At 74.3% G+C, this 21,549-nt stretch carries 19 protein-coding genes; 11 read left to right on the top strand and 8 right to left on the bottom strand.

Going from position 1 to position 21,549, the window contains the following annotated elements; genetic code table 11:
* Positions 1 to 9: 9 nt before the first annotated feature.
* The 3 genes from NLX94_RS23595 to NLX94_RS23585 all read right to left on the bottom strand — a co-directional run bounded on the left by NLX94_RS23595 (position 10) and on the right by NLX94_RS23585 (position 5,004).
* Positions 10 to 2,019 carry a peroxidase gene (locus NLX94_RS23595; protein ID WP_254385010.1) on the bottom strand — a complete coding sequence of 670 codons (2,010 nt, stop codon included), beginning with the start codon at positions 2,017 to 2,019 and terminating at the stop codon, positions 10 to 12.
* Between the two features lie 106 nt (positions 2,020 to 2,125).
* Positions 2,126 to 4,003, bottom strand: coding sequence for a galactose oxidase early set domain-containing protein (locus NLX94_RS23590; protein WP_254385009.1), 1,878 nt, complete (start codon positions 4,001 to 4,003; stop codon positions 2,126 to 2,128).
* Between the two features lie 509 nt (positions 4,004 to 4,512).
* Complete coding sequence (locus NLX94_RS23585; RefSeq protein ID WP_254385008.1) at positions 4,513 to 5,004, bottom strand: GNAT family N-acetyltransferase; 492 nt, start codon at positions 5,002 to 5,004, stop codon at positions 4,513 to 4,515.
* A 124-nt stretch (positions 5,005 to 5,128) separates the two neighbouring features.
* On the opposite strand from NLX94_RS23585, the gene NLX94_RS23580 reads away from it, so the two are divergent.
* The 4 genes from NLX94_RS23580 to NLX94_RS39415 all read left to right on the top strand — a co-directional run bounded on the left by NLX94_RS23580 (position 5,129) and on the right by NLX94_RS39415 (position 8,864).
* Entirely contained in the window at positions 5,129 to 5,959 is an 831-nt protein-coding gene (locus NLX94_RS23580) for a hypothetical protein (protein ID WP_254385007.1), read from the top strand.
* A 100-nt stretch (positions 5,960 to 6,059) separates the two neighbouring features.
* Positions 6,060 to 6,746: a TetR/AcrR family transcriptional regulator gene (locus NLX94_RS23575; protein ID WP_254385006.1), complete on the top strand. Its 687-nt coding sequence runs from the start codon at positions 6,060 to 6,062 to the stop codon at positions 6,744 to 6,746.
* A 175-nt stretch (positions 6,747 to 6,921) separates the two neighbouring features.
* A complete protein-coding gene (locus NLX94_RS23570; RefSeq protein ID WP_254385005.1) occupies positions 6,922 to 8,268 on the top strand; it encodes a bifunctional UDP-sugar hydrolase/5'-nucleotidase in 1,347 nt (448 codons plus the stop codon).
* The gene (locus NLX94_RS39415) at positions 8,265 to 8,864 is read left to right on the top strand and encodes a 5'-nucleotidase (protein ID WP_308402505.1); all 600 of its coding nucleotides are present in this window, start codon (positions 8,265 to 8,267) and stop codon (positions 8,862 to 8,864) included. Before NLX94_RS23570 ends, NLX94_RS39415 begins: the two co-directional genes overlap by 4 nt.
* Positions 8,865 to 8,895: 31 nt before the next feature.
* Here NLX94_RS39415 and NLX94_RS23560 read toward each other — a convergent pair whose 3' ends face one another.
* Together NLX94_RS23560 and NLX94_RS23555 are read right to left on the bottom strand one after the other, a co-directional pair.
* Positions 8,896 to 10,308: a HAMP domain-containing sensor histidine kinase gene (locus tag NLX94_RS23560; protein WP_308402503.1), complete on the bottom strand. Its 1,413-nt coding sequence runs from the start codon at positions 10,306 to 10,308 to the stop codon at positions 8,896 to 8,898.
* Positions 10,301 to 10,978, bottom strand: coding sequence for a response regulator transcription factor (locus NLX94_RS23555; RefSeq protein WP_254385004.1), 678 nt, complete (start codon positions 10,976 to 10,978; stop codon positions 10,301 to 10,303). Before NLX94_RS23555 ends, NLX94_RS23560 begins: the two co-directional genes overlap by 8 nt.
* A gap of 132 nt (positions 10,979 to 11,110) precedes the next feature.
* On the opposite strand from NLX94_RS23555, the gene NLX94_RS23550 reads away from it, so the two are divergent.
* On the top strand, positions 11,111 to 11,809 hold the full coding sequence (locus NLX94_RS23550) for a hypothetical protein (RefSeq protein ID WP_254385003.1): 699 nt from the start codon (positions 11,111 to 11,113) through the stop codon (positions 11,807 to 11,809).
* Between the two features lie 102 nt (positions 11,810 to 11,911).
* On the opposite strand, the gene NLX94_RS23545 is transcribed toward NLX94_RS23550, so the two are convergent.
* Positions 11,912 to 13,585 (bottom strand): AMP-binding protein, encoded by a 1,674-nt coding sequence (locus tag NLX94_RS23545; protein ID WP_308402502.1) that lies wholly within the window; start codon positions 13,583 to 13,585, stop codon positions 11,912 to 11,914.
* 223 nt (positions 13,586 to 13,808) lie between these two features.
* Between NLX94_RS23545 and NLX94_RS23540 the strand changes: the two genes are divergently transcribed.
* Positions 13,809 to 14,810 (top strand): amidohydrolase family protein, encoded by a 1,002-nt coding sequence (locus NLX94_RS23540; protein ID WP_254385002.1) that lies wholly within the window; start codon positions 13,809 to 13,811, stop codon positions 14,808 to 14,810.
* Positions 14,811 to 14,855: 45 nt separating this feature from the next.
* Here the strand turns inward: NLX94_RS23540 and NLX94_RS23535 are convergent, their stop codons facing one another.
* Together NLX94_RS23535 and sigK are read right to left on the bottom strand one after the other, a co-directional pair.
* Positions 14,856 to 15,602: an anti-sigma factor domain-containing protein gene (locus tag NLX94_RS23535; RefSeq protein WP_254385001.1), complete on the bottom strand. Its 747-nt coding sequence runs from the start codon at positions 15,600 to 15,602 to the stop codon at positions 14,856 to 14,858.
* Positions 15,599 to 16,210, bottom strand: coding sequence for an ECF RNA polymerase sigma factor SigK (gene sigK / locus NLX94_RS23530; protein WP_374684013.1), 612 nt, complete (start codon positions 16,208 to 16,210; stop codon positions 15,599 to 15,601). Before sigK ends, NLX94_RS23535 begins: the two co-directional genes overlap by 4 nt.
* 286 nt (positions 16,211 to 16,496) lie before the next feature.
* Between sigK and NLX94_RS23525 the strand changes: the two genes are divergently transcribed.
* The 5 genes from NLX94_RS23525 to NLX94_RS23505 all read left to right on the top strand — a co-directional run bounded on the left by NLX94_RS23525 (position 16,497) and on the right by NLX94_RS23505 (position 21,469).
* Entirely contained in the window at positions 16,497 to 16,736 is a 240-nt protein-coding gene (locus NLX94_RS23525) for a chaplin (RefSeq protein WP_254385000.1), read from the top strand.
* Between the two features lie 229 nt (positions 16,737 to 16,965).
* Positions 16,966 to 18,564: a molybdopterin-dependent oxidoreductase gene (locus NLX94_RS23520; RefSeq protein WP_254384999.1), complete on the top strand. Its 1,599-nt coding sequence runs from the start codon at positions 16,966 to 16,968 to the stop codon at positions 18,562 to 18,564.
* Positions 18,565 to 18,669: 105 nt separating this feature from the next.
* Positions 18,670 to 19,329, top strand: a complete 660-nt coding sequence (locus NLX94_RS23515; protein WP_254385186.1) for a fasciclin domain-containing protein — start codon at positions 18,670 to 18,672, stop codon at positions 19,327 to 19,329.
* 294 nt (positions 19,330 to 19,623) lie between these two features.
* Entirely contained in the window at positions 19,624 to 20,235 is a 612-nt protein-coding gene (locus NLX94_RS23510; RefSeq protein ID WP_254384998.1) for an RDD family protein, read from the top strand.
* Positions 20,236 to 20,416: 181 nt separating this feature from the next.
* Entirely contained in the window at positions 20,417 to 21,469 is a 1,053-nt protein-coding gene (locus NLX94_RS23505; protein ID WP_254384997.1) for a LacI family DNA-binding transcriptional regulator, read from the top strand.
* Positions 21,470 to 21,549: the final 80 nt, after the last annotated feature.

Raw genomic sequence — 21,549 nt, 5'->3', positions numbered from 1 at the left:
GCGGTCACCCTACGAGGCGGACGCCTTCCACAGCACCCGGGTCCCGGCCAGGATCACCAGCTCTCCGGAGGGACGCAGGAGCAGGCGCGCGCCAGGGTGGCGGCCGGTTCCGCTGGACCAGACCGTGGAGCCGTCGGCGTCGCGCACGACCAGTTCGCCGTCCTGGGTGAGCACGGCGTCGTGGCCGACGCCGGCCGTGTACGTGCGCCAGGTACGGGTGCCCCCGACGTCGAGCAGGGCGAGGTCGCCCGAGGCTTCGAGGGTGAGCCGGGCCTTCCCCGCGTCGAGGACGTCACCGGGGCGCAGCACGGAGCCGGTGTGGAACTCGATGGAGACGTCGAGTTCGCCCTTGGCCAGGGCGCGCAGGACGGGGAGGGAGGGGCTGAAGGCGTAGACCGATCCCTCGGTGCGGACGAAGCGGCCGAAGTGGAGGGTGTTGGCCCGGCTGCCGGTGCCGTCCGCCGAGGGGGTTTCGAAGGCGATGGGCGAATCGGGGCCGATGACCGGGTCGCAGCCGGTGCGCGGGGTGCGGCCGGCCGGGAACTCGGGGTCGTTCACCCACTTGCGCATCACCAGCTCGAACTGCCCCACCAGGTCCGACTGGTGGCATACGAAGACCAGCCCGCGGGGGGCCTGCGGACCGTGCTCCTCCCCCAGTTCGGGCTGGTAGACGGAGCCGTACGGGATTCCGCGCCGCATCAGGCGCCGCGCGTCGAGCTCCGCCTGGGCCACGGGGGGACGGCCCGGGGTGAGGACGAGGCCGTCGCGCGGGTTCCCCTTGCGGATGTGCGCGAACAGCGGCATCTCCCAGCCCTGCGGGTCCTGGCTGTAGTCGAGTCCGGCGTCGGGATGCCGGCCCGGCACCGGCAGTTGCTCCGCCGCGGGGCACAGGGAGACCGGCATGCCGCCCGGCCAGCGGCCCATCAGCCGGGCTCCGAGCCACTCCCGGCCGGCGTCGGCGGGCGCCGCGCCGGCGCGCTGCAGCTCGGCGAGGCGCAGGGCGACCTGGGTCCACCAGCCGGGCACGTCCTGCGCGAGGCGGCGCACCACCTGGAAGGCGCCGCCGGTGGCCCAGGCGGGCAGGCCCGTGGGGCGCTTGCCCACGCGCTCCAGGCCGACGACGAACTCGCCCGCGGGGATCAGCCGGGTTCCGGGCTTGCCGAGCACGCCGCCGGGGTCGGCCGGGTCGGGCTCGTCGAAGCCCCGTACGCCGGGCTGGCTGATGCAGTCGAGGAAGCCGAAGTGCTCGTGCCCGCGCAGTTCACCGGGGAGGGTGGCTCCGTCCTGCTGGAACAGGACCGTCGCGCCGTCCGCGGCCGCACCCGCGCGGTGTTCGGCGACGGCGGTGGCGAGGCGTTCGGGCTGGTCGGCGGCGAGCGTGAGGACCACGTGCACCGCGCGGCCGGGCTCCTCGGCGCCGAACAGCCAGGACTGCGGGGCGCTGGTGCCGGTGTCGCCGAGCTGCTGCGCGCGGGCGGCGCAGCCCTGGCTGAAGGCCTCGGCGCTGGAGCCGGGCGGGGCGGCGGGGAAGGGCTCCTTGCCCGCCAGCAGGCGCAGCCCCGGATGGGTCAGGCCGATGCCGGTCCACAGGGTGGCCATGGAGTCGGGGTCGATGCCGCCACTGCGCCGGCGGGCCCTGCTGAAGGCCCGGTTGAAGCGGGCCACTTCCTCGGTGGTGGAGACCGAGGGCAGCAGGCGGGTCAGCCAGCGCCGGGCCTTCGCGGCGTCGGTGAAGTGGAGGAACAGGAAGCAGGCGTGGTCCTTGCGGAACCCGGCGAGGACATCGCCCTGGGAGTGCGGGTCGGTGCGCAGCGGGAGGGGTGCGGGGGCGGTGTCCGTCCGTGCGGGCTCCGTGCCCGGGCCCGCCGCCGCCGGGCGGGCCGGGGCCTGGGCGGCCCAAGCGGTGGGCGCGAGGCCCGCGGTGAGACCGGCGGCGGCGAGGGCCGCGGCCTGGACCACGGTCCTGCGGGCGGGTCCGGTGTGGGGGCAGCCCGGGGGCGGCGACGGGGCGAGGGCCATCGGCTTGCTCCAAGCGACAGAGGGACGGGGGAACGGGGGAACGCTCAACGGGGCCGCGAACGGCGCACCGCGGGGGGTATGTGGGAACCAGCGAAGGCGGCCGCGTTCAGCGCTGCGCCGCTGCGGGTGCTCCGGAGTCGAGCTTGATCCACCGGGCGACGCTGGGCACTCCCCCGGCGTCGAGGAGGAAGAGCATGTAGTAGCCGGACGGCGCGGCGGCCGCGTTCGGCGGGGCCTGCAGGGTGAGGGTGTCGCCCGCACGCCGCTTGATCCGCAGTTCCACGTGCCGCTGGCTGGTGTTGACCGCGTGCGTGGCGGTGGTGGGTGCCAGCAGGACGGCCCGTTCGACCTGGCCGGGGGTGCTCGTGGTCACCTCGAAGCGGGTGTCGTACCCGACCGGGCCGGCGGGCGCGCCGTCGAGTGCGGGCCGGGCTCCCTGGTGGAGGTAGGAGGGCTCGTAGATCTCGATGGTGCCGTTCATCCCGTCCGTGATGTCGGCGTCGTTGGCGAGCTGCTGGAGCTCGTCACCGGTGACCACGACCCGGCCGTCGGGCAGGACGAGGGCGTTGGAGTGGTAGCCGCGGGGAAGCCGCTGGGCGGGGCCGAGCTTCCAGTTGCCGTGCCGGTCGCGCATCTCGAACTGGCGGTACTTGAGGTCGGCGTTGGGGTTCAGGACCCCGTTGCCGTAGTCGCGGATGTCGAATCCGCCGCTCGCCGTCAGCAGCGTCCCGTCCGGCATCAGCAGCGTGTTGTCCTGGGTGCGGCCGAAGGCCCGGGGCTTGTCGACGGTCCAGCGGTCCCCGGACAGCTTGTAGGTGTTCGGGTCGGTGCGGTCCCCGCCGATGATCAGGGCCGCCTTGGGACCCTCGTACCCGCCGGGCAGCGGCACGGCTCCCCCGTACGTCCGGGAACTGCCGTCGGGCCGGGGCGGCAGATCGGTGCGGGACTCGGCGGCGGGGTCGAAGGCCCACTGTTCGCTGTGGACCCGGCCGAGCCCGTAGACCAGGCCGTCGCGGAGCGAGAAGAGGTGGGGGTAGTCGCGGGTGAAGGGGGCCTTCGCCCTGAACCCGCCGACCGGGACGTCGCGCGGGACGTCCTCCTTCTCCCGGGGCACCGGGTGGCCGAGGGCGGGGAAGCGCTCCACGAGCGGGGTCGGGGTGCCCCAGCCCAGCTCGGACTGGCCGGACATGATGAGCTGGCGGCCGTCCGCGGCGGTCACCACGGAGGGGTACCAGCGCCCGGTGGCCATGTCCTGGTTGCGGCTCCAGGTCTCCGTCCACGGGTCGAAGACCAGCGAGAGCTTGGCGCCGCTGCCTCCGTTGGAGCCGAGGTTGCCGCCGAAGACCCCCAGCATGCCGTTGGGCAGGAAGGAGTGCCCGGAGCAGAAGAACGGCGCGGGGCGCGGGGAGCCGGTGCCGTCCGGCATGTCCACCACCGGCGGAGTGACCTTCGTGAACGCCTCCGCGCCGGTGCCCTTGGCCGGGTCCCAGAGGAAGGCGCGGCCGGCGTTCGTGGCGCCGATGATGTTGGTGGGGGCGGGCTCCTTGGTGGGGTTGGTCTCGATCCGCTCGAAGGAGAAGAGCAGCACCTTGCCGGTGGGCAACAGCGCGATGTGGGCGGCGAAGTCCGGGGAGTCGAAGTACTCCCTGAACACGCCGTACTTCTCGGGCGCCAGACCGGCATTGGCCTCGGCCTGCGACTCGGTGAGGGCCTTCAGGCGGGCGCGCCGGGTGGTGTCGGGGTAGTCGGCGGCGTCCCGCAGCGCGAGGCGGGTCCGGGCGTGCTCCTCGGCGTGGTCCTCACCGAGGGTGCGCCGCTCGTCCGCGCGGATCTCGCGGCGCACGCGCTCGGGGGCGGCGTACGGCGCTGCCGGGCGGACGGCACCCGGATCGTACGGGGCTTCGTGCGCGGCCGCGGGGCCCGCGGGGAGCAGACCGAGCAGGGTGCCGGCGACCAGGGCGCGGGCGACTCCGGGACGGGACATGGGGAACCCTTACGTGGGGGGAAGGGAGGGGGTGCGCTGACGGGTGCCTCGGGTGGCCGTGGCCCTGCGCGGTCACTACGCCGTGCGTGGCCCGCGTGTTCGCGGGCGTGGGCGTGATCGGGCCGGAGGGCCGGCCCGACGTCGTCCGGCGGATGCCGCCGGGCGCGGCCGTGCGGGGGGCCGCGCAGCAGGCCCGGCAGACCGACCTACCGACCTACCGACCTACCGACCTACCAGGATTAGGCAGGCCACCGGTCCGGCCGCGAGCCCACGACCTATCAGCGCGCCGAGGGCGGCGCGGACTACGCGGACTGCGGGGACTGCGGCGGCGACAGCCATGGGGACGGGGACTCCTCAGTGCGGGGGCCGACGGGCAGCGCGCGCTGCCGGTGATCAACACACTCGGTGATCAATGCCGTGCGCGCGCGCCGAGGACCCCGATGGGGTGATCAGCCTCTGTCGGACCGTCACCCGTACGCACCAGCCCCGGGGCCGGGAGGCGGGCGGGGTCAGGCGTCGGGGGTGAGGGATCGGTGGTACGTCAGGGCGGGGTGGCCGTCCAGGAGGGTCTCGCCCGTCACTGTGAATCCGGTTCGGCGCAGGACTGCCGCCGATGCCGGGTTGGCCACGGCCGCGGAGGCGGTCAGGGCCTCGAGGCCGTACTCCGTGGCGGCGAGTCGGCAGATCTCCCGGACGGCGGCGGTGGCCGCGCCGCGGCCCGCCGCCCGTTCGCCGATCCGGTAGCCGAGGTCGGCCGCACCGTCCGCCAGGTCCACGAGGTTGACGCGTCCGATCAGCTCCCCGGCGGTGTCCAGCACCACGTGGAACCGGCACGCGCCCGTGTCCTGTTCGGCGAGCAGCGCGCGGTGCCGGGCGGCGAACTCCGCGAAGTAGGCGTCACCGCGGTCCGGTACGGAGCGGGCGAAGTAGGCCCGGTTGTCCCGCTCGAAGGCCAGCAGGGCTTCCTCGTGATCGGCCCGCAGGCGTTCGACTCGCAGCATGCCGGGCAGGATATACAGGCCGTTCGGACGTGTGCCCGCACATTTCCGCCGGCCTCGGGTCCCGTCCGGGGGGACTGGGACCGGCGCAACCGACCAAGGAACCGAGGGACCAAGGGGTGGGGAAATGAAGGCAGGGACAGTAGGGACGGTCGGGGCGAGCATCGCGGCGGCCGTGATCGTGACGGCGGGCCTGAGCGGGTGTACCGCCGGCGCCTCCGTGGGCGAGAAGGCGGCGGACTCGGCGGAGGCCCTGGTCGCGAAGCTCACGAAGGCCTCCGACGAGGCCTCCAAGGCGGGCTCGGCCGAGGTCGAGATGAGCGTGACGATGCCCGGCACGGGCGGAAAACCGGTCCAGGTGAACGGCACCTACTCCTGGGGCAACGGCCTCGCGATGGAAGCCGAGATGCCGGCCGCGGACCTCGAGATGCAGGACCTGGTCGCCGATGGCACGGTCACGTACCGGCTCGTCCAGGGCGCGTACTACTACGGCATCGATCCGGCGACCAGCGGCCCCTTCGCGGGCAAGACCTGGCTGAAGATCGAGGCCTCGGCCGTGCTCGGCGAGCAGGGCGCCGCCGCGATGAGCGCGGGCAACAACGACCCGACGATCGGGCTGAAGTCGCTGAAGTGGGCCGGCAACGTCACCGAGGTCGGCCGGGAGGACGTCAACGGGAAGAGCTCCGTGCACTACCGGGCCACGGTCCCGGCGGAGAAGATGGGCGACGCCAAGGCGGTGTTCGGCACGGCGGACGGGGGCGGTGCGACCGAGCTCGTCTCGGACGTGTGGGTCGACGACAAGGGCATGCCCTCGCGGCTGAACCAGGTCTTCGGGAACGTCACCGTCCACATCGACTTCCTGTCCTTCGGCGTCGCGAAGGACATCGCGGTCCCGCCGGCCGCCGACACGGCCGACATCACCGAGGCCGTCAGGGAGGGCGGCGGCGCGCAGGGCTGACGCGCGCCGCACGCGGTGCGTACCGGGCGGCGCGGTTCATACACTGAGCCCGGTACGCACCTCCCCCGCGTGCAGCCCCACGGGTACGAAGGACTCCCCCATGGAAGCCGAGACGGCGAACGCCACCGACGAGTACGGCATCCCGGTCGTCCCCGCGTCCTCCGGCTCCGTCCTGCGCAAGCGCCGGGCAATCCTCGAGGCGGCCGTCGCGGAGTTCCTCGCCGAGGGGTACGCGGCCGCCTCCATGGACGCGGTCACCAGCCGCTCGGGAGTCTCCAAGGCGACGGTCTACAAACATTTCGGCACCAAGGAGCGGCTGTTCCTCGCCGCCATCGGCGGCAGCGTGCGCGAAGCCTGCGCCGGCCTCGGGCCCGGCGCCCTCCCACCCGGTGGCCCCGCCCTCGTGGAGGCCGTAGATCTCCGAGACGCCCTGATCGGCCTCACCGGCGACCGGTCCGCGTTCCTGCTGCGCCCCGACATCATGCGGCTGCGCCGCCTGGTGATCGGGGAGGCCGACCGTTTCCCCCAGATCGGCCGGCTCTGGTACGGGATCACGTACGACCTGTACGACGGGCCCCTCGTCGAGGCCGTCACCGAACTGGGCCGCCGCGGAAGGCTCCGCGTCCCGGACCCCGAGCTCGCCGTCCGCCAGCTCGTCGCCGCCACCGTCGGCGTCCCGCAGCTGGTGCACACCTTCGCGCCCGGCACCGCGCCCGACCCGGCGGAGCTGACCCGCGTCGTCACCTCGGGAGTCGACCTCTTCCTGGCCCGCTACGCCGCTCCGTGACCGCGCCGCCGCGCGCCCCGCTCCGTGCCGTACGGAGCGGGACCCTTCGCCGACAGGGTGAAGTTCCCCGGAATTTCGCCGCGGTGACGAATGCCGCGCTACGGACGGTCACCGGGCGCGCACAGACTGCTGCTGAGCGTGCGGGAGTTGGCCCGCCGGCGGAACGGGGGCGCAGATGGAGGAGTTCGGCCGGCGCCGGTTCCTGGCCCGGGCCGCGGGGGCCGCCGGGGCCGTCGGTCTCAAGGCGCTCACCGGCACCGCGGCGGCCGCCACCGGCGCGGCGGGCGATGCCGCGAGCGCGGCCGGGTACGTGGACGTGCAACTGCTGCACATCACCGACCTGCACGGCTACCTTTCCGCCGCCCCGGCCCGGGACTCCGTCATCACCGGCGCGGGCGGCCGTACGTACGCGGTCGGCGGGGTCGCCTACATGGCCACCCATCTCGCCCGGCTGCGGGCCGGCCGGGCCAACTCCTTCTTCTTCGCGCCGGGCGACCTCCTCTCCGGCTGGGAGTTCCCCGCCTTCACCCTCGCCGACGAGCCGACCGTCGAGGCCCTGAACCGGCTCGGCCTGGACTTCGCGACCGCCGGCAACCACGAGTTCGACCGCACGCCCGGCTTCCTGCGCCGGCACATGGAGCAGGGGCTCCCCTACGACGGGGCGGGTCTCACCAACTCGTTCCCGGACTCGACGGGCGCCCCCTTCCACGGCGCCGAGTTCCGCTGGTACAGCGCCAACGCCGTTGCCACGGAGACCGGGGAGAGCGTGCTCCCCCCGTACCACATCGAGTGGGTGGACGCCCCGGACGGGCGGCGGCTGCCCATCGGGTTCATCCACCTGACGGTCGTCGGCACGGAGTCCTTCGGGAACTCCTTCCAGCCCGGCCTCACCACCCTGGACCAGCTCACCTCCGCCAACCTCTGCGCCGCCCGGCTCAAGGAGCTCGGGGTGGGCGCCATCGTGCTCAGCATGCACGACGGGGCCGTGGCGGGCAGCGAGTTCGATTCCGGGAGCGAGCCCAGCGGTCCGGCCTACGAGCTGGCGCTGTGCGTCTCCCCCGACATCGACGCGATCGTCACCGGCCACTGGCACTGCGCCTTCAACATGATGCTCCCGGATCCCCTCGGGCGGCCGCGGCCCTTCGTCGAGGCCGGCTGCCACGGGCAGATCATCGGCGAGATCACCCTGCGGCTCGACCCCGACACCGGTACGGTCGTCCGCGCGCTCACCAGCTCCGTCAACCACCCCAACACCCGTGACGTGACCCCCGATCCGGTACTCAAGGAGGTCGTCGACCACTGGGCCGGCTACGCCCAGCAGCACGGGGCGGCCGTCATCGCACGCCAGCGGGCCTCCTTCCGCCGCCGGCTCTCCGCGGCCGGGGAGTCCACCATGGGCAACCTCGTCGCCGACTGGGCGCTGTGGGCCGCCCGCCAGGCGCCCGACTCCTTCGACACCAGCCCCCGGCCGGCGCGGACCTGGCGCTCATCGCGGTCGCCCCGCGCGTCGGCCGCAGCGTGATCAACACCGATCTGCTCGCCGGCCCCGCCCTGAACGACCCGGTCAGCTTCGAGCGGGCCTGGCGGTCCGTCGGCTACGGATGCCCGCTGGTCAGCGCCGAGGTGACCGGGCGCCGGCTGCACGACGCCCTGGAGCAGCAGTGGGCCCTGGACTCCTCCGGCGTGCTCACCTACGCCCCGCTCGCGGTGTCGGGCAACGTCCGGTACTCCTTCGACGCGGCGGGGCCCGTCGGGGACCGGGTGGCGCCGGGCGACGTGTTCGTCGACGGTGCACCGCTGCGGCAGGAGGCCTCGTACCGGGTCGTGACCACCTCGTACACGCTCACCGGGCAGGACGGGTACCCGGCCCTCGGCGACTACCGGGAGCCGGCCCGCCACCGGCGGGACACGGACAGCTTCCCGGCGTACGTCGCGGCCCTCGGCACCCTGGTGGCCGTCTCCACGGGCCGGGTCTCCGTGAAGCCCGCCCCGCTCTTCGGCCCCCCGGGCAGTGAAGGCCTGCTGGTGACACCGGCCGATCCGGTCCCGGGGCTGCCCGCGCCCGTCGCGGCGGAGGAGGAGGCCGCCCGGGACGCGGGACGCCGGCCGGTCTGCTGAGCGGGCTCCGCTGCCGGGGTCCCGGGCGCCGTCAGGGGCCGAGCGGGAGCGTGGCGACCAGCCGGGCCCCCTTCGGGGAGTCCCGGACGGCGAGCGTGCCGCCGAGGCGCAGGGCGATGTCCCGGGCGATGGCCAGGCCCAGGCCCGTGCCGCCCTCGTCGCGGGCGCGGGCGTCGTCGAGCCGGGTGAAGCGTTCGAAGACCCGTTCGCGGTCGGCGGGCGCGATGCCCGCCCCGTCGTCGGTCACTTCGAGGACGGCCTCGCCCCGGGGCCCGTCCACGCGCAGGACGAGGCCGACGCACTCCTCGGCGTGGCGGCCGGCGTTGTCCAGCAGGTTGGTGACGAGCCGCGACAGCCAGATGCTGCTGCCGCGGACCGTGATCCCGGGGGCGATGTCCGCACGGACGGGGACGCGTTCCCCCCTGCGCGTACGGGCCGCTTCGCGGACCACCCCGGTGAGGTCGACGGCGGCGGCCGGCGGCGGTTCCGAGGTGTCGAGGCGGGCCAGGAGGAGCAGATCGGCCGCCAGGTCCTGGAGCCGTACGGTGTCCTCCAGGGCGCCGCTGACCAGTTCGCCCCACAGCTCGGGATCCGGATGGGCCTGTGCGACCTCCAGCTGGGTGCGGAGCACCGTGATCGGGCTGCGCAGTTCGTGCGAGGCGTCCGCGATGAAGCGGCGCTGGCGGATGCCGGCGGCCTCCAGCCGGTCCAGGGTGGCGTTCATCGTGACGGCGAGCCGGGCCACCTCGTCGCGGGTGGGCGGAACGGGCACCCGCCGGTGCAGTTCGCGGTCGCCGATCTCGGCGACCTCGGCGCGGATCGCCTCGACGGGCCGCAGGGCCCACCCGGTGACCCGCCAGGTGATCAGGGCGACGACCAGGACGAGCAGCGGGACCACGACGGCCAGCACCGCCATGATGGTGGCGTCGGCGGTGTCGGCGTCCCGGAGCGAGGTGCCGGCGTAGACGGTGACCAGGCCCTTCTCGGTGACGGTGGTGACCTGCACGACGCGCTGGCGGTGTTCCTGGCGGACCCGGCCGCCCTTCCAGGTGTCGCGGACCGTGCCGGGTGCGACGGGTGGTCGGGGGACGAGGGCGGGGCGGCCGATGAGGTTGGGGCTGGCCGCGAGGACGCGGCCCTGCGCATCGACGACCTGGACGAAGTCCGTGCCGCGGCCGGGGGGCGGTACGGGGTCCAGCCGGCCGGTGGCGGCCAGCGCGGCCACCCTGACGGCCTGCCGTTCGGCATCCTCCTGGGCGCTCATGGTCATGTTGGTCTCCAGGGCCCCGAGCAGGGCGAAGGAGGCCACGCCGAGGGCCAGGGCCACCACGGCCGACGCGCCCAGGGTCGCCTGGGCGCGGACGGACCGCGGGCGGAGCCGGGACAGGGCCGCGCGCAGCCGGTGCGCCGCCCCGCGCGGGCGGTCCGGGCCGGTCTCAGCCACCGTCGGCCGCCAGCCGGTATCCGGCGCCCCGGACGGTCTCCACGGCGGCCCGCCCGAAGGGCGCGTCTATCTTCCGGCGCAGGGCGCTGACGTGGACCTCCACCACGTTGAGGTCGCCTTCGTAGGCGGTGTCCCAGACGTGGTCGAGGATGTCCCGCTTGGGTACGACCTCGCCGGCCCGGCGCGCCAGGTGCACCAGCACCGCGAACTCGCGCGCGGTCAGCCGGGCTTCGACGCCGCCCCGCGTGCAGCGCTGCCGGGCCGGGTCGACGACCAGGTCGCCGAACTCCATGACCTGCGGGCTGCGGCGGCCCGTGCGCCGGATCAGGGCCCGCAGCCGGGCCACGAGGACCACGTAGGAGAAGGGCTTGGACAGGAAGTCGTCGGCCCCGGTGTCCAGGGCCTCGGCCTCGTCGTACTCGCCGTCCTTGGCGGTGAGCATGAGGATGCCGGACTCGCAGCCGGCCGCGCGCAGCCGGGCGCAGACCCGGTAGCCGTTGAGGCCGGGCAGCATGATGTCGAGCACGATGGCGTCGTAGTCGTGTTCTCCTGCCATCCACAGGCCTTGCGGGCCGTCGTGTGCCGTGTCCACGGTGAAGCCCTCGGCCCGCAGACCCCGTTGCAGGGCGGCGGCCAGCCGCCGCTCGTCCTCGACCACCAGTACGCGCATGGGGCAAGGTTCTCAGGTCGCGCCGCCGGCTTGCTGAAGGGTTCTTCAGGTCGCTTCAGCGGGGCTTCAGCATCCTGCTCGCAGGATCGGCCGAGCCGGGCGCGTCGCCCGGAGAACGCGAGGAGCATCCAGATGACCGATTCCAGTCCGCAGCCGCCCGAATACCCCCCGGCCGCCGTGTCCCCCGCGGGCAACGGCGAGGGCGGCGGCCCGGCGGGCAAGGCGGCGGGGCGCGGCGCCCGGATCGCCCGCTTCACCCGGTTCGCCCGTGAGGGGCGCGGGCGCTGGGTGGCGCTCGGGCTCGTGGTGGTGGCGTCGGCCGGGGCCGGGGTCGCGGTGGGGGCCGCGGCGGGCCACGAGCACGATGTGCGCCGCACGCGTGCGGAGCGGGTGTGGGACCGCTTCGACGTCGAGCGGGAGCGCGGCGGCGAGATGACGGCTCCGGTTCCCGCGCGCCCCGGAAAGCCGGGCGAACCCGGGAAGCCCGGCCTGCGCGGTCAGAAGGGCGAGCGGTACGCCTTCCCGCCGGACGGAGCGGTGCCGCCGGGACTCCCCGACGGCGGGGAGGGGTTCGCTGCTGACGGGCCCGGCCGGGCCCCCGTACCGCTGCCCGCGCTGCCTGCGGCCCAGGCCCTGGCGAAGGCGGAGGCCGCCGTGCCGGGCGGCAAGGCCGAGGCGCTGCGCGTGGTCGCCCAGGAGGGCGGCGGGAGCGCCTGGCGCGTGGTGGTCCTCGGCTCCGACGGGGTCCGGCACGCCGTGACCCTGTCCGGCACCGACGGGACGGTCACGGGCAACACGGTCGCGGGGAGGGGCGCCGGAGCGGCCCGCTGAGCGGCTGCGGCACCCGCCCGGTGCCGCGTACCGCGGCGACCGCGGCTGCGGCCTCGACCGCGGTACGGGACACCGGGCGGGCCGGCCGCCGGTGAGCGCCCGTCACAGCACTTGGCCGAGCAGCCGGGCCGCCGTCTCCCGCATCTCGACCTTGCGGATCTTGCCCGTCACGGTCATGGGGAACTCCTCCACGACGTGGACGTAGCGCGGGATCTTGAAGTGGGCGAGCCGGCCCTCGCAGAACGCCCGCACGGCGGCCGCGGTCAGCGGCTCGGCGCCCTCGCGCATCCGGACCCATGCCATGAGCTCCTCCCCGTACTTCGGGTCGGGGACGCCGATCACCTGGACGTCCATGACGTCGGGGTGGGCGTGCAGGAACTCCTCGATCTCGCGCGGGTACAGGTTCTCGCCGCCGCGGATCACCATGTCCTTGATCCGGCCGGTGATGCTGAGGTACCCGTCCCCGTCCATGACGGCGAGGTCTCCGGTGTGCATCCAGCGGGCCGCGTCGACGGCTTCGGCGGTGCGCTCGGGCTGGTCCCAGTAGCCGAGCATGACCGAGTACCCCCGGGTGCACAGTTCGCCGGGCTCGCCGCGCGGGAGGGTCCGGCCGGTGGCCGGGTCGACCACCTTGACCTCCAGGTGCGGTCCGACCCGGCCCACGGTCGAGACGCGGCGCTCCACTGAGTCGTCCACGCGGGTCTGGGTGGAGACCGGGGAGGTCTCCGTCATGCCGTAGCAGATGGACACCTCGCGCATGCCCATCCGGTCGATGACCTCCTTCATCACCTCGACCGGGCAGGGCGAGCCCGCCATGATGCCGGTGCGCAGGCTGGAGAGGTCGTAGCTCCCGAAGTCCGGGTGGGCCAGCTCGGCGATGAACATGGTGGGGACCCCGTAGAGCGAGGTGCAGGCCTCCGCCTGGACGGCGGCCAGGGTGGCGCCGGGGTCGAAGGCGGGTGCGGGGATGACCATGGCCGCGCCGTGGCTGGTGCAGGCGAGGTTCCCCATGACCATGCCGAAGCAATGGTAGAAGGGGACCGGGATGCAGACCCGGTCCTGCTCGGTGTAGTGCAGCAACTCGCCCACGAAGTAGGCGTTGTTGAGGATGTTGTGGTGCGAGAGGGTCGCCCCCTTGGGGAAGCCGGTGGTCCCCGAGGTGTACTGGATGTTGATCGGGTCGTCCGGGCTCAGTGCGGCCTGGGCGCGCAGCAGTCCGGCCCGGTCGGCGCATCGGCCGCGCTCCTGGAGGGAGTTCCAGAGCGGGCCGTCGAGCAGGGCGGTGAACTCCAGGTCCGGACAGCGCGGTCCGACCTCCTCGATCATGGCCGCGTAGTCGGAGGTCTTGAACCGGTCCGCGGCGACCAGCAGCCGGATCCCGGACTGGCGCAGGACGTACTCCAGCTCGTGGGACCGGTAGGCCGGGTTCACGGTGACGAGGACCGCGCCGATCCGGGCGGTGGCGTACTGAGTCAGCGTCCACTCCGGGCGGTTGGGGGCCCAGATCCCGACCCGGTCCCCCTTGGCGATCCCGAGGTCCAGCAGGCCGAGGGCGAGGGCGTCCACGTCGGCGGCGAACTCCGCGTACGTCCACCGGCGCCCGGAGGCCATGTCGACGAGGGCGTCGCGGCCGGGGAACGCGCGGACGGCGCGGTCCAGGTTCTCGCCGATGGTGTCGCCCAGCAGCGGCACCTCGGACGCTCCGGACGCGTAGCTCGGCTCGGCGGAGGACGCGGGCGGCACGGACGACGACGGCACGAGAGCGGGTACGGGCACGGACGACGACGCGGGCACGGGCACGGACGACGACGCGGGCACGAACTCGGACGGCGGCACGGACGGCACATGGACCCCCAGGGCTCGGTGGCGGGCACCGGGGCCCCATCGCTCCGGCGCCTCCTCATGATCCACGCGGCCCGCGGCCGGGACCAGCCCCCGCAGGGGCGGTGTGCGGCGGCCCCGATTGGCCGGGCCCGCGGGCAGGGCGTTCCATCGAAGGGTGAGCCCCTCAACGGCGCCGCCGCCCGCGCCACCGGTCGGGCGCATCGACGTGCACGCCCACCTCTGGACCCCCTCCTACCTGGACCGGCTGGAGCGGCTGGGCCTGACCGGCACGGACACCCAGCGCGGGATCGGCGCGGACGACACACCGGCCGACCTCGCGCACCGCTTCGCCCTGATGGACCGGACGGGGATCTCCCTCCAGGTGCTCTCCGTGCCCCCGCAGTCGCCGCACCTGCCCCGGGAGGCCGACGCGGTGGAGCTGGCCCGCGCGGTGAACGAGTCCTACGCCGGGCTGGTCGCCCGCTGGCCCGGGCGGCTCCGGGCCTTCGCCGCGCTGCCGCTCCCGCACGTGGACGCCGCGCTGCGCGAGCTCTCGTACGCCCTGGACGAACTCGGCATGGTGGGCGCCGCCGTCACCACGACCGTGCGCGGCCTGCCCCTGGCCGACCCGCTCTTCCACCCCCTGTACGAGGAGCTCGACCGGCGCGGCGCGGTCCTGTACGTCCACCCGGCGGGCGAGGGCGCCGGCAGCCCCCTGATCACCGGGCACCGGATGACCTGGATGGTCGGGGCACCCGTGGAGGACACGGTGGCCGTCATGCACCTGATCCTCGCGGGCCTGCCCCTGCGCTATCCCCGGATGCGGATCCTCGCCTCCCACCTGGGCGGTGCGCTGCCGATGCTGCTGCGCCGGCTCGACGACCACCTGGCCTTCGAGTCCCCCGGTACGCCCGAGCTCCCCTCGGTGGCGGCCCGCCGGCTCTGGTACGACACCGTCGCGCACTGCCACGGGCCCGCCCTGGTCGCGGCGGCGGCCTCCTTCGGCGCGGACCGCCTGGTCCTCGGCACGGACTTCCCCTACGAGGACGGGGAGGTGTTCGTGCGGGCCGTCTCCTACGTCCGCGAGTCGGGACTGCCGCCCGGGGACGCCGCGGCGATCCTCGACACGAACGCGGCGGCGCTGTTCGGCCGGCCCTCGCACGCAGCAGGCGGGTGACCGGAGCCGACGCTCGCGATCACCCGCCCGGATGCGCCGTACGCCCTACGCCGGCAGGGCCAGCAGGACCAGGGGGCTGGTCGTCGGCTGCGGTGACCCGCCGGCGGGCTCCAGCGTCAGGCCGACCGCCGTGGCGGTGCCGAGGCCGCCCTCCATGACGGCTGCCCCGTCGCCGCTGAGGAACCCGGCCGGGCGCATCGTGCCGCCGTCGGCCAGCCAGAGCTGGTAGGTGTGGCCCTCCCCCGCGGCCGGCAGCCGGTCGGTGAGGAACACGGCCCGGTCGCGGGCGGCGGAGGTGATCACCGTCGCGGCGGCTCCGTCGCTGGTGCGGCCGTGGACGGTACGGGCGTCCGGAGACGTGACCACCGCCCGCAGCTCCTGGCTGCGCGCCTCGGCCTGCCGGGCCTCCTGACGGGCCCGGTCCGCCTGCCCGCTCTCGTGGAGCGCGGCGCCGCCGAAGAGGGCCGCCCCTACGAGGGAAGCGGCGACGACGAAGGCGCCTGCCCTGCGCGGGAGCCGGTCCAGGAATCCGGCCGCGCGGCGGACGCCTACCCTCGGGGGCACCTGGCGGACGGTCTCGATCCGGGCCAGCACGTCCGCCTTCAGCTGCGGCGGGGGTACGAGGGCCACGGCGACGGCCAGCCGGCCGGCGGTCGCGGAGAACTCCGCGACGTCCCCGGAGCACGGCGCGCAGTGGGCCAGGTGCCGGGAGAAGGCCTCCTGTTCACCCGGGCCGAGCGCGTCCAGTACGTAGGCCGCGGTGAGGGTGTGCAGTTCTTCGTCGTGCTTCACGTGGTCACCCCCATGCAGTCGCGCAGGCGGATCAGTCCGTCGCGCATCCGGGTCTTGATCGTGGGAAGAGGAGTCTGGAGGGTCTCGGCGACCTCACGGTAGGTCAGGCCCTGGTAGTAGGCGAGGGTGACGGCCTGCCGCTGGATTTCGGTCAGCCGGCGCAGGCAGCGTTTGACCTGATCGCGTTCCAGCCGGCTCTCCACCTGCTCGCTCACCTCGTCGAAGGGCCGTTCCTGGCCGCGTACGCCCACGTCGTGCTCGCGGTTGGCCGCGGCCTGGGCGGAGCGCACCCGGTCGACCGCCCGGCGATGGGCGATCGTGGCCACCCAGGCCATGACGCTCCCCTGGTCGGGGCGGTAGCGGGCGGCCTGGCGCCACACGTCGATCATCACCTCCTGCGCGACCTCCTCGGACTGGGCGCGATCGCGCACCACCTTGACCGCGATGCCGAAGACGGTTCCGGCCACGGCGTCGTAGAGGGCGGAGAAGGCGTCCTGGTCACCCTGCGCGACGCGCGCCATCAGCTCCGCGTGCTCGGCCGCGGCCGACGCGGGCCCGGGCGGGCGCGCCGGTTCTGCGAGTGGTTCTCGCCGGTCCATCCATCGCATGAACGATCCTTCGTGGCAGGCGCACCCGTTCCCCGTCCGCGGGGGTCGCGGTGCGCGCCGGTTCTTGCTGTCTCACCCTGTCTTCGGAGCCGGTGCGCGCGCGGATTGGCCGGCACACACGCGAAAGGGCATCCGTTCGGGGGAACCGGGCCCCCGGGACCAAACCGCCCCGGGGGTCCGGGCCGAAGGGGGGCTGCGGGCCCGTTCCGGGGCCGCCGCGCGGTGTGAGGTCGAGGCCCGACGGGTTCCGGAGTCCGCCGCCGCACCGCCAGCAAGGAGATCTGTCGTGTCGCGTGTCCTCCAGAGTGCCGTACTCGCCCTCGCCTCGGGCGCCCTTCTCGTGGGCGGGGCCTCGGCGGCCTCGGCCGACGCCGGAGCCCAGGGCCTCGCCGCCCACTCCCCGGGGGTCGGCTCCGGCAACCTGATCCAGATCCCGATCCACATCCCGGTCAACGCGTGCGGCAACTCGGTCAGCGTGATCGGGCTGCTCAACCCCTCCTTCGGCAACACCTGTGTCAACGCCTGACGCCTGACTCCGGCCCGCCGCCGGCAACGGGGCGGCGGCGGGCCGGTGGTCCTCCGGACGGCGGGGAGCGGATCGCCGTTCCTGAGCGCCGCCGGTCCCCGGAGGACCCGCGCGGGCGGCGGCTGTCGGCGCCGCCGCCCGCGTGCGAGTACAGCCCCCAGCCGTCAACACATCAGCAGATCTTCGCTTGATCGGATGACCGGCCCATCCGGGAGGGGTCCCGCGCCGAATGAGGGTTGTGAGCATCAACCGAAGGACAGCCGGGCGCGCCGCCCTCGCCGCGGCGAGCGGACTGCTGGCGGGATACGCGGCACTGGCCGCCGCCGAGCTGACCGCGTCCCTGGTGCGGCCGCAGGCCGGACCGGTCACGGTGATCGGCGGCGCGGCCATCGACCGCACTCCGGCAGCGCTCAAGGACTTCGCCATCCGCACCTTCGGCGAGAACGACAAGCTGGTCCTCCAGCTCGGCATCCTCGCCACCGTCGGCCTCCTGGCGGCCCTGCTCGGCGTGTTCGCGCTGCGCCACCGCCGTACGGGGGCGGCAGGCGTCCTGGCCTTCGGCGTCCTCGGCGCGGCGGCGGCGCTCGGCCGGCCCGACGCGGCGGGGGCCGGGGACGTACTGCCCTCGCTGCTGGGGGCGGTGACCGGGGCACTGGTGCTGTACCTGCTGGTGGGCAAGGCGGGCGGAGCAACCGCCCCCGAAAACACCGGCACCGGAGGTACCGGCACCCCCGCCGCCTGGAACCGGCGGGGCTTCCTCCTCGCCGCCGGGGTCACCGCCATCGCCTCCACCGGCGCCGGCGCCCTCGGCCGGGCCCTGACCGGTCGGCGCGGCCAGGGCGCCGCCGCCTCCCGCGCGGCCGTCCGGCTGCCCGCTCCCGCCTCGCCGGCCGCGCCGATCCCGGCCGGGGCGGCCCTGCGGATTCCCGGGGTCAGCCCTTTCACCACACCGAACAAGGAGTTCTACCGTGTCGACACCGCACTCGTGGTCCCCACAGTGGACGCCGGCACCTGGCGGCTGCGCATCCACGGCAAGGGCGTCTCCCGCCCGCTCTCCTACTCCTTCGCCGAGCTCCTCCAACGCCCTCTGATCGAGCGGGACATCACGCTCACCTGCGTGTCCAACGAGGTCGGCGGCCCCTACGCCGGCTCCGCGCGCTGGCTCGGCGTACGCCTGTCGGACCTGCTGCGGGAAGCGGGTGTCCGGGCGCCTTCGGACGGCGGCCGGGCCGACCAGCTGATCGCCCGCTCGGTCGACGGGATGACGCTGGGCACCCCCGTCGAGGAGGTCATGGACGGCCGGGACGCGATGCTGGCCGTCGCCATGAACGGCGAACCGCTCCCCTTCGCCCACGGCTTCCCGGTCCGGATGGTGGTACCCGGCCTCTACGGCTACGTCTCCGCCTGCAAGTGGATCCGGGAGATCGAGCTCACCACCTTCGCCTCCTACGACCCCTACTGGGTCAAGCGCGGCTGGGCCCGCCGGGCGCCGGTCAAGACACAGGCCCGGATCGACACGCCCAAGCCCTTCGCCCGGATCCCGGCCGGGACGGTGACGGTCGCCGGGGTGGCGTGGGCCCAGCACCGGGGCATCGAGCGGGTCGAGGTCCAGGTCGACGACGGGCCGTGGCAGGAGGCCTCGCTCGCGGCGCCGGCCACGGCCGACACCTGGCGCCAGTGGTCCTTCGACTGGAAGGCCGCGTCCGGGGGCCACCGGCTGACCGTCCGCGCCACGGACGGCCGGGGCGAGGTCCAGACCGAGCTGCGGACCCGCACGATCCCGGACGGTGCGAGCGGCCGGCACGGCGTCTTCGTCACGGTCGGCTGACCGGAGCGACCCCGGTCCCGCACCACTTCACACACCTCCTCCCCTCCCCTTTCTCTTCCCTTCCGCACACACCGACCCCCTTCTCTGGAGAACACCATGAACACCCTGAACACCCTTCGTTTCCGCCGTACCGCCCTCGCCGTCGCCACGGCGGCCGTACTGCCCTTCGCGCTGGCCGCCTGCTCCGACTCCGGCTCCGGTTCCGGCAAGGACTCGGCCGCCGGTGCGGCCGCGGCGGCGAGCGCCGGCGCCTCCTCCCCGGACGCGGACGCCTCCGCGCCGATGACCTCGGACGGGCCCTTCGGCGCCGCGTGCGCCGGTGTCCCGAAGGAGGGCGCGGGCAGCTTCGACGGCATGGCCAAGGACCCGGTCGCGACCGCCGCCTCCAACAACCCGGCCCTGTCCACCCTGGTGGCGGCCGTGAAGCAGGCGGGGCTCGTCGACACCCTCAACAACGCCAAGGACATCACGGTGTTCGCGCCGACCAACGACGCCTTCGCCAAGATCCCGAAGGCCGACCTCGACAAGGTCCTCGCCGACAAGGCCACGCTCACCAAGATCCTCACGTACCACGTGGTCGGCGAGAAGCTGACGCCCAAGCAGCTGGAGAACGGCTCCTTCGCCACGCTGGAGACCGGGAAGGTGACCACGGCCGGCTCGGGCGAGTCCTACAAGGTCAACGGCACGTCCAACGTGGTCTGCGGCAACGTCCCGACCGCGAACGCCACGGTGTACATCGTGGACACGGTCCTGATGCCGAAGTAGTGGTGCCGTCGGACCGGTGACCCGTGGGGACGCCGGTCGTTGTAGAAGCGGTCAGCGAAGTGGCCCCGGGAGTCCCGGACCCGTCCTCAGGGTCCGGGACTCCATGCTGTGTTCTCCCCTGCTGCCCCCGTGCGTCAACTGGTCGGCTCATGTGACAACGGATTGGACAAGTGGCCGATGTTACTAACACGATGGCCCCCGCAAGTTCGCGGCTGCGCAGGGGGCAACCCGCTCGTCCCCCCGTCCCTCCGTGCGGACCGCTCGTCCCCCTCACACCCCAGGAGAGACCCCGCCATGAGCTTCGGCGACCCGAACAACCCCTACGGCCAGCAGCCCCCGCAGGGTCAGCCCGGCTACCCGCAGCAGGCGCCGCAGGGTGTCCCCCCGCAGTACGGCTACCCGCAGCAGCCCATGGGCGGCGTCCCCCCGCAGCAGCCGTACGGTGCGTACCCGCCGGCCGGGATGCCGCCCATGCCGGGCTCGGGGATGCCGCCGCTGGCGCACTGGGGCCTGCGCGTCGGCGCGTACCTCCTCGACATGCTCATCATCGCGGGCCCGACGATCCTCGTGACCGTCTTCACCGCCGGAACCACCGAGCCCTCGGCGGGCGTCGCGATCCTCAGCCTGGTCGCGACCCTCTACGCCATCGGCATGGGCTTCTTCCAGCTCTACAAGGAGGGCTCGACCGGCCAGACGATCGGCAAGAAGGTCGTCGGGATCAGCGTGCGCCGCGAGGTCGACGGGAACGTCCTCGGCTTCGGCATGGCCTTCGTCCGCAAGCTGGCGCACTTCCTCGACAGCGTCAGCTGCTACGTCGGCTGGCTGTGGCCGCTGTGGGACGCCAAGAAGCAGACCTTCGCCGACAAGGTGTGCAGCACCGTCGTCATCGTGGTGCCCAAGGGCTGACACGGCCTGACGTCGGGGCCCGTCCGGATTCCGGGCGGGCCCCGACGCGTTCCCCCGAACCCGCCGGCAGGCCGTGAGAGCGCTCTCACTCTTCGCGCCGGTACGGGTTACCCTGCTGTCCGACAGGGCCGCGGGCCGCAGGGCCCGGGCCGCCGCCCCCGGACACGCACGAGGAGCGCCCGTGGCCGAACAGGTTCCCGCAGGCCGGCCCACCCTGGAGGCGGTGGCGGCGCGCGCCGGGGTGTCCCGGGCCACCGCGTCCAGGGTCGTGAACGGCGGCGACGGGGTCCGCCCGCACCTGGTGGACAAGGTCCGCGCGGCCGTCCTGGACCTCGGCTACGTGCCCAACCACGCGGCCCGCACGCTGGTCACCCGGCGTACCGGCGCGGTCGCCGTGATCATCGCGGAGCCGGAGATCCGGATCTTCTCCGATCCCTTCTTCTCCCGTCAGATCCGCGGCATCAGCAAGGAACTGACCGCGCACGACACCCAGTTGGTGCTGCTCCTCGTCGAGCACCGCGGGGACTACGACCGCATCGAGCGGTACCTGGCCGGCGGCCACGTCGACGGCGCGCTCGCGTTCTCGCTGCACACCGACGACCCGCTGCCCGCGATCGCCCGCCGCGTCGGCATGCCCACGGTCTACGGCGGGCGGCCCGGCTGGACCGGGCAGGCCGCAGGAGCCGCGCCGTACGGTCCGCTGTCGTACGTCGACGCCGACAACCGCGGGGGCGCGCGCGAGGCCGTACGGTACCTGCTGTCCCGGGGACGGCGGCAGATCGCGCACATCGCCGGGCCGCTGGACCAGACTTCGGCGACCGACCGGCTCGACGGGTACCGGGACGTCCTGCTCGACGCGGATCCGGCGCTGGTCGCCGAGGGGGACTTCACCGCGGCGGGCGGGGCCCGGGCGATGGCGGAACTGCTGGAGCGCTGCCCGGATCTGGACGCGGTGTTCGCGGCGAACGACCTGATGGCGACGGGCGCGCTGGGCGTGCTGCGCGAGCGGGGCCGGTCGGTGCCGGGGGACGTGGCGCTGGTCGGCTTCGACGATGCCGAGCTGGTGGCGGAGGGCGCCGATCCGCCGCTGACGACCGTACGGCAGGACATCGAGGGCATGGGGCGCCTGATGGTCCGGCTGCTGCTGCGGTCCCTGGAGCCGGCGCACGGATCGCACCCGGTGCCGGGATCCGTGATCACCCCGACCTCGCTGGTGGTGCGCGGCTCCGCGTGAGGGCCCGGCGCGCGCACGGTGGCGGGCCCCGCACCCGGGTGGGTGCGGGGCCCGTGGCCTGCCGGTCGCGCGGTCCGCTC

Origin of the sequence: Streptomyces sp. TBY4 (genome assembly GCF_024213195.1) — a bacterium.
In the GTDB taxonomy this organism is placed as follows: domain Bacteria; phylum Actinomycetota; class Actinomycetes; order Streptomycetales; family Streptomycetaceae; genus Streptomyces.
The sequence above is the reverse complement of the archived record's forward strand: the minus strand, read 5'-3'. Positions and strand labels throughout refer to the sequence as shown.

Coding starts and splice junctions, on each gene's coding strand:
- NLX94_RS23595 (WP_254385010.1), bottom strand. CDS start 2,019: ATGGCCCTCGCCCCGTCGCCGCCCCCGGGCTGCCCCCACACCGGACCC.
- NLX94_RS23590 (WP_254385009.1), bottom strand. CDS start 4,003: ATGTCCCGTCCCGGAGTCGCCCGCGCCCTGGTCGCCGGCACCCTGCTC.
- NLX94_RS23585 (WP_254385008.1), bottom strand. CDS start 5,004: ATGCTGCGAGTCGAACGCCTGCGGGCCGATCACGAGGAAGCCCTGCTG.
- NLX94_RS23580 (WP_254385007.1), top strand. CDS start 5,129: ATGAAGGCAGGGACAGTAGGGACGGTCGGGGCGAGCATCGCGGCGGCC.
- NLX94_RS23575 (WP_254385006.1), top strand. CDS start 6,060: ATGGAAGCCGAGACGGCGAACGCCACCGACGAGTACGGCATCCCGGTC.
- NLX94_RS23570 (WP_254385005.1), top strand. CDS start 6,922: ATGGAGGAGTTCGGCCGGCGCCGGTTCCTGGCCCGGGCCGCGGGGGCC.
- NLX94_RS23555 (WP_254385004.1), bottom strand. CDS start 10,978: ATGCGCGTACTGGTGGTCGAGGACGAGCGGCGGCTGGCCGCCGCCCTG.
- NLX94_RS23550 (WP_254385003.1), top strand. CDS start 11,111: ATGACCGATTCCAGTCCGCAGCCGCCCGAATACCCCCCGGCCGCCGTG.
- sigK (WP_374684013.1), bottom strand. CDS start 16,210: ATGCGATGGATGGACCGGCGAGAACCACTCGCAGAACCGGCGCGCCCG.
- NLX94_RS23520 (WP_254384999.1), top strand. CDS start 16,966: ATGAGGGTTGTGAGCATCAACCGAAGGACAGCCGGGCGCGCCGCCCTC.
- NLX94_RS23510 (WP_254384998.1), top strand. CDS start 19,624: ATGAGCTTCGGCGACCCGAACAACCCCTACGGCCAGCAGCCCCCGCAG.